The organism is Streptomyces prasinopilosus, assembly GCF_001419695.1.
Classification (GTDB): domain Bacteria; phylum Actinomycetota; class Actinomycetes; order Streptomycetales; family Streptomycetaceae; genus Streptomyces; species Streptomyces prasinopilosus.
Window position 1 is genome coordinate 1 of record NZ_LIRG01000833.1, and the last position, 6,459, is coordinate 6,459.

Below are 6,459 nucleotides of genomic sequence, written 5' to 3' on the forward strand. Positions count from 1 at the left end.
GTCACCGTCTTCGAGGACCAGCCGGTCCGGGGGGTGGTCCTCGAAGACGGTGACGACCCGGCGGATGTCGGTGCCGTCCGCCCGCAGCGGGGTGTCCAGGTTGACGACCTTCGTGGCGTCGGAGTCCACACCGGGCGCGTCCGGGTCGGCGACGAAGTACACGACGTCGTACCGGGAGAAGTCGACCCGCGGGTCGGCCGCGGCGAGCGCGTCGCGCAGGTAGGCGGAGCGGTGCCGCGTGGTCCAGTCGCGCCGTATGGCGTACGCGGTGGACGGGTGCGGCATCCGGATCCACTCGCGCAGGGTGTGCGGGTGCAGGGAGAACCTGCCGTAGGAGGCCCGGTGGAAGAAGTCGGCGGTGGCGGGGAAGTGGACGGAGGCCAGTTCCCCGGGAGTGGTCAGCGGGTGCGCGTCCGGGAAGGACAGGAACACCATGACCGCGTTCAGCCGGCCGGCCGGGCGGGGGTAGGCGGCGTTCCAGGTGTCCAGGCCCTCCGAGTGGTGCGCGTCGGTGCGGGTCAGGGCGCACGACGCCGTGGAGAACGGCTCGTCCGGGGCGGGGGCGTTCACCATGGAGGTCGCCGCGAGTGCCGACATGGTGGTGCACACGGCCGTGGTGCCGCGCAGCCGGGGGCGCGCCGGCGGACCGCCGGGCACCGGCCGGTCCGGCACCGGGAGAACCGCCCTCAGCCACTCCGCCACCGGAAGGCCCGCCCTCGGCCGTCCCGCCGCCGGGAGATCCGCTCCCGGCCGTCCCGCCGCCCACGGACGGCCCCGCCCCCTCAGAAGCTCACGGCCGAGTCCTCGCAAGGGGAACTGACGCGGCACGGAGACCTCCGGGAGACGGTTCACGGGACACCGCACCCAGACTGTGGGGGTTTGCAGTCATACGCACTGTTTATCTACACCGGACGGGTGAGGGAGCGCCGAATCCGTTCACGGGCGCCGCCCCGAATCACTCACGGAACGTCACAACTGGTCGGAGGCCTGAAGATGCCGTCCAGCTCCGAGCAGAAACGATCTGGCAGAGATGCGGGACGGTCCTGGACACTGGACAGTGACTGGAAGGGCTCCGGGGAGACCTCTATGATCGGCACACTTTCCTGAGACATTCCTGAGGCTTTCCGGCACGGACGGCGATCGAGTGCACGGCGGGAGCGAGCGGTGAGCGGAACGTCCCAAGGGCCGACGCCCGCAGCAGACCCCAACCGGCCGACCGTCACGGAGAGTGAGATCACTGCCCCGCCCCGTGCCGGGCGCGTCGGCCTCCCTCCGCCCCCGCCGTACCACTCGGTCTTCGCGACCGCCCCGCTCGCCATGGCCGTGGTCGGCCGCGACGGCCGGGTGATCAGTGCCAACGGCACGCTCGCCGACCTGCTGGGCCGCGCCCCGGACACCCTGGTCGGCGCGGTCGCCGCCGACCTGGTGGACCTCGCCTCCGACGCCCGCGCCTGGCACGCCTACCGCGACCTGCTGAGCGGCCGGGAGGGCCGGCTGCGCTGCACGCGCCGGCTCAAGCACCCCGAGGGGCACTCCCTGTGGGTGCAGGTGTCGGTCACCCCGCTCCCCCCGGACGACGGCGCCGCCCGCGGCGAGCACGACGCGGACGGCCCCCACGACGGACCTGACGGGGACGACGGACGCGACGGACGTGACGAGTGCGACGGACACGCCCCGCACGGCGTGCTGCTCTCGGTCGCCGACGTCAGCGCCCGCCACGAACTCCAGGCCCGGCTCAGGCACTTGCAGATGCACGATCCGGTGACCCGGCTGCCCAACCGCACCCTGTTCTTCGAACGGCTGACCGCCGCCCTGGAGGCCGAGTCGTACGAGCGGAGCGGCACCGGCCGGATCGGGCTCTGCTCCCTGGACCTCGACGGCTTCAAGGCCATCAACGACGCCCTGGGCCACCGCGTCGGCGACCGGCTGCTGGCCGCCGTCGCCGAGCGGCTGCTGCTGTGCGCCGAGGAGGCGGGCCGGTCCAGGGCCTGCACCCCGCTGGTGGCCCGGCTCGGCGGGGACGAGTTCGCTCTGCTGGTCGAGGACTCCACGGGCACCGAGCAGCTCGCCGACCTCGCCGAGTCGGTGCTCGCCGCGATCCAGGACCCCTTCGACGTGGACGGCCGGCGGCTGTCGGTGTCGGCGTCCATCGGCGTCGTCGAACGGCACGCGGACGGGACCACGCCCACCGCGCTGATGCAGGCCGCCGACACGACCCTCTACTGGGCGAAGGCCGACGGCAAGTCCCGCTGGACGCTGTTCGACCCGGAGCGCAACGCGCACCGCATGACCCGCCAGGCCCTCGCCTCCGCGCTCCGGCCCGCCGTGGAGCGGGGCGAGTTCGCGCTGGAGTACCAGCCGCTGGTCGGCATGGAGGACGACCGGGTGCACGGGGTGGAGGCCCTGGTCCGCTGGAACCACCCGCAGTTCGGCACGCTGACGCCGAATCGGTTCATCTCCATCGCCGAGGAGGACGGCTCGATCGTCAAGCTCGGCCGCTGGGTGCTGCGCACCGCCTGCCGCCAGGCCCGCCGCTGGCAGGTCGAGCACCCCGGGGAGCCGCCGATCTTCGTCAGCGTGAACGTGGCGGTCCGTCAGGTCTGGGACTCCGACCTGGTGGCGGACGTCGCCGAGACCCTGAAGGAGACGGGCCTGGCGCCCGAGCTGCTCCAGCTGGAGCTGACCGAGTCCGCGGTGATGGGCTCCTCGGGCCGGCCACTCCAGGCGCTGACCGCGCTCAGCGACATGGGCGTGCGCATCGCCATCGACGACTTCGGCACCGGCTACTCGAACCTGGCCTACCTCAGCCGGCTCCCGGTGTCGGTGCTGAAACTGGACGGCGCCTTCGTCCGCGGCTTCCAGTACGAGGACCGGGCCGCGGCGCCCAGCCCGGCGGACGAGGCCATCGTGGAGGCGATGGTGCAGCTCGCCCACCGGCTGGGGCTGACGGTCACCGCGGAGTGCGTGGAGACCTCGGCGCAGGCCACCCGGCTGCGCCGGATCGGGTGCGACACCGGCCAGGGCTGGCTGTACTCCCGTCCGGTGCCGCCGGACCGCATCTCCGAGCTGCTGGGCGCCCCGGGGGGTCAGCCGGACGCCGTCGGCGACCCGGCGGCCGGGGATCCGGTCGTGGGCGATCCGGTCGTCGGGGATCCGGTGGCCGGCAACCCGTAGGCGTCCGCGATGAGCGCGTAGGACCGCAGGCGCACGTCACCGCCGTGCGCGTTGGCCGTGATCATCAGCTCGTCGGCGCCGGTGCGCTTCTGCAGGTCGTCCAGGCCCGCGCGGACCTCGTCCGGGGTGCCGTGCACGACGTTGGCGTTCCACGAGTCGACGAACTCCCGCTCCATCGGCGAGAACGGGTACGCCTCGGCCTCCTCGGGCGTGGGGACCAGGCCGGGACGGCCGGTGCGCAGCCGGACCATGTTGAGCGCGGCGGCCAGGACCTGGCGCCGGGCCTCCTCCCCGTCCTCGCTCGCCAGCGCGGAGACGCCTATCAGGGCGTAGGGCTCGTCGAGGACGGCGCTCGGGCTGAACGACTCGCGGTAGAGGTCCAGCGCGGGGATCGTGTTCTGCGCCGAGAAGTGGTGGGCGAAGGCGAAGGGCAGGCCGAGCATGCCGGCCAGCCGGGCGCTGAACCCGGAGGAGCCGAGCAGCCACACCGGCGGCCGGTGCGGCGACTGCACCCCGCCCGGCGAGGTCGCCTGGACCGGGCCGGGGACGGCGTGGATCCGGCGGTAGGGGTGCCCGTCGGGGAAGTCGTCGTCCAGGAAGCGGATCAGCTCGGCGAGCTGCTGGGGGAAGTCGTCGGCGCCCTCGTTCAGCCGCTCGGCGCGGCGCAGGGCGGCGGCGGTGGCGCCGTCGGTGCCGGGGGCGCGGCCGAGGCCGAGGTCGATCCGGCCGGGGGCCATGGCCTCCAGCGTGCCGAACTGCTCGGCGATGACGAGCGGGGCGTGGTTGGGCAGCATCACCCCGCCCGATCCGAGCCGGATGCGCTCGGTGTGCGCGGCGAGGTGGGCCAGGATCACGGCCGGGGACGAGGAGGCCACGCCGGGCATGGAGTGGTGCTCGGCGACCCAGTGGCGGTGGAAGCCGCGCGCCTCGGCGAGCCGGGCGAGGTCCACACTGGTGCGCAGCGCGTCGGACGCGGTCTGGCCGGCGCCGACCGTGACCAGGTCCAGCACGGACAGCGGCACGGGCGCCGAACCGTGCGCCGCGCCGCGGATCCCGTCGGCTTCTCGCATCTCGCCGGCTCCTCGGTCCTCGGCGCCTGCGGTGTCGTCTGCGGCCACGGTGGGGTGCCTCCTGTTTCGGGTGACGTTCGCCGTCCTCGCAACAGGGGGCCGGCCCCGCTTATTCCCAGGCAGGAGGCCCGCGCGGCCCCGCCCGGGCCCGCGCCGCCCCGTGCGGCGCGCGGAACGCCGCGCACCGAGCGGCACTCCGCCGCGCACCGCACAGGACCCCGCCGCGCGCCGCACAGGGCCCCGCCGCACTCCGCGCGGCCCCGCGGTCCGCTACACCTGCACGATCGGTTCCCGCGTGAACAGGGCGCCCAGGCTCGGCGCGTTCACCCGGCGGTCGGCCAGGCGCAGGCCCTCCCAGACGGTGACCTGGTTGGCGGTGAGGACCGGCTTGCCGAGCTCCTTCTCGAGCGCCGGGAGGTGGGCGGCCGTGTGCAGGGCCGTGTCGGGCAGGAGGAGGGCCTGGGCGTCCGGGTGGTCGGCCGCGCGGGCGAGGGCGAACAGCTCGGCCTCGCCCCAGCCGCCGACCTCGGCCGCCGTGACGATCCCGGCACTGGTCATCCCGGTCACCTCCACCCCGGCGGCCGCCAGGAACTCCACGAAGAGCGCGGCCACGTCCCGCGGGTAGGTCGCGCCGACGGCGACCCGCCGGGCCCCGATCTCCCGCACCGCGTGCACGAAGGCGAAGGACGTGGAGGACGCGGGCATGCCCGCCGTGAGGGCGAGGGCGCGCACCTGCTCGTGGGCGCCCTCCCAGCCGCGGACGAAGCTGCCGCTGGTGCAGGCCCACACCACGGCGTCGGCGCCGGTGAGCCGCAGTTCCTGGAGACCGGACGCGAGCCGGCCGGCCTCGCCCATCTCGAGCAGGGCGTCGGCCCGGTGCGCGTCCTCACCGATGTCGGTGTGCACCAGGTCCACCCGTACGTCGCTGCCCAGCAGTTGCTCGATGCGCGGATAGTCGTCCTCGGCGGAGTGTCCGGGGTAGAGGAATCCCAGTGCGGTCATGTCCAGCCTTCCTGCTGCTTCTCGTCCGGTCCGCCGGACACGCCCTGCGCGCCCGGCACACCCTGCGCGTCCACCGCGCCGCGCACGCCGCGCACCTCCGGTGGCTCCCGCCCCTCCGGCCGTACGGTGCCGCTGCGCGCCGACGTGTCGATCAGCGCCTGATACGGTCCCACCGCCCGGGTACCCAATCGGCGCAGCGCCGCCCACATGGTCACCTGGTTGGCCGAGATCACCGGTAGGCGCAGTTCCGCCTCCAGCTGCGGGATCACGTCGTAGGTCGGCAGGTTGGTGCAGGACAGGAACAGCGCGTCCGCCGCGCCGGACCGGCCGCGCACCGCCGCCCGCCGGGCCATGTCGGCCACCTCGCGGTAGGTGACCTTCCAGATCTGCCGGGTCAGGCCCATGTAGGCGCGGCCGGTGACCGCGACCCCGGCCTGCGCCACGTACTCCTCCAGCGCCCGGGTCACCGACACGGTGTAGGGCGTCACCAGCGCCAGCCGCCGCACGTCCAGCTCCGCCAGCGCCTCCAGCAGCGCGCCCGAGGTGGTGACCGCGGGGACCGAGCCGGCCCCGCTCATCACCTCGCACATGGCGTGCTCGCCCGGGACCCCGCCGACGAAGCTGCCCGACGCGCAGGCGTACGCGACGGCCTCGGGGGTGACCTCGGTGAGGGTGCTCACGGCGTTGCGGAGGGTCGCGTGCTCGCTGATCAGGCGGGCGAGGTCCAGGCCCACCTCGACCGGCACGTACGGCGTCCGGGTGACGTGCAGGGACACGTCGTCGGGCGTCCACCGCCACAGCTCGCGGTCCAGCGCGAAGTCGAAGGGGGCGACCACACCGACCCCGCGCTGCGGGCCCGGTCCGCCGAAGGAGGAGACGTCCATGTCAGCACCGGCCTCACGGTGAGAGACGAGCACGCAACGGTTCGTGGGAACGCCCGTGTTGACGACGGTAGGTTCGGGATGCCAGCGTGGTCAATCCGCACATCCCGGACTTTCGACCCACCGGGGGGCGAGGCCGCGGCCTCTCCCCGGACGACCCCTCCGACCTGCCCGCCGACCGCTCCCCGACCGACCCGCGGCGGGCCCCGGCAGACCTCCGGCCGGCCCACGACCGACCCTTCGACCACCCCGGGACTCCCTCCATGACCCTTCCCACCCTGCTCGTCCTGGACGCCGACCCGCCGCCCCGGCCGGTCAGCCGGCCCCGCCGG

Annotated in this window: 4 protein-coding genes and 2 pseudogenes; 2 read left to right on the plus strand and 4 right to left on the minus strand. The window is 74.3% G+C overall.

The features are described 5' to 3' along the window. Positions 1-828: pseudogene (locus AOK18_RS27200) on the minus strand (M6 family metalloprotease domain-containing protein); the annotation flags it as partial. A gap of 336 nt (positions 829-1,164) precedes the next feature. Here AOK18_RS27200 and AOK18_RS27205 point away from each other — a divergent pair. Next, positions 1,165-3,174 (plus strand): putative bifunctional diguanylate cyclase/phosphodiesterase, encoded by a 2,010-nt coding sequence (locus tag AOK18_RS27205; RefSeq protein ID WP_079105210.1) that lies wholly within the window; start codon positions 1,165-1,167, stop codon positions 3,172-3,174. On the opposite strand, the gene AOK18_RS31475 is transcribed toward AOK18_RS27205, so the two are convergent. From AOK18_RS31475 to AOK18_RS27220, 3 genes are all read right to left on the minus strand, one after another. Then, entirely contained in the window at positions 3,087-4,244 is a 1,158-nt protein-coding gene (locus AOK18_RS31475) for an LLM class flavin-dependent oxidoreductase (protein WP_079105211.1), read from the minus strand. The genes AOK18_RS27205 and AOK18_RS31475 overlap by 88 nt on opposite strands. A gap of 270 nt (positions 4,245-4,514) precedes the next feature. Next, positions 4,515-5,246 carry a maleate cis-trans isomerase family protein gene (locus AOK18_RS27215; protein ID WP_055696052.1) on the minus strand — a complete coding sequence of 244 codons (732 nt, stop codon included), beginning with the start codon at positions 5,244-5,246 and terminating at the stop codon, positions 4,515-4,517. Next, positions 5,243-6,130, minus strand: a complete 888-nt coding sequence (locus AOK18_RS27220; protein ID WP_055571531.1) for a maleate cis-trans isomerase family protein — start codon at positions 6,128-6,130, stop codon at positions 5,243-5,245. Before AOK18_RS27220 ends, AOK18_RS27215 begins: the two co-directional genes overlap by 4 nt. An 86-nt stretch (positions 6,131-6,216) precedes the next feature. Here AOK18_RS27220 and AOK18_RS33725 point away from each other — a divergent pair. Further along, positions 6,217-6,459, plus strand: a pseudogene (locus AOK18_RS33725) (hypothetical protein); the annotation flags it as partial.

Bases quoted from the DNA above. Each gene is read 5' to 3' on its own strand.
- AOK18_RS27220 (WP_055571531.1), bottom strand. From the start codon at position 6,130: ATGGACGTCTCCTCCTTCGGCGGACCGGGCCCGCAGCGCGGGGTCGGT.
- AOK18_RS27215 (WP_055696052.1), bottom strand. From the start codon at position 5,246: ATGACCGCACTGGGATTCCTCTACCCCGGACACTCCGCCGAGGACGAC.
- AOK18_RS31475 (WP_079105211.1), bottom strand. From the start codon at position 4,244: ATGCGAGAAGCCGACGGGATCCGCGGCGCGGCGCACGGTTCGGCGCCC.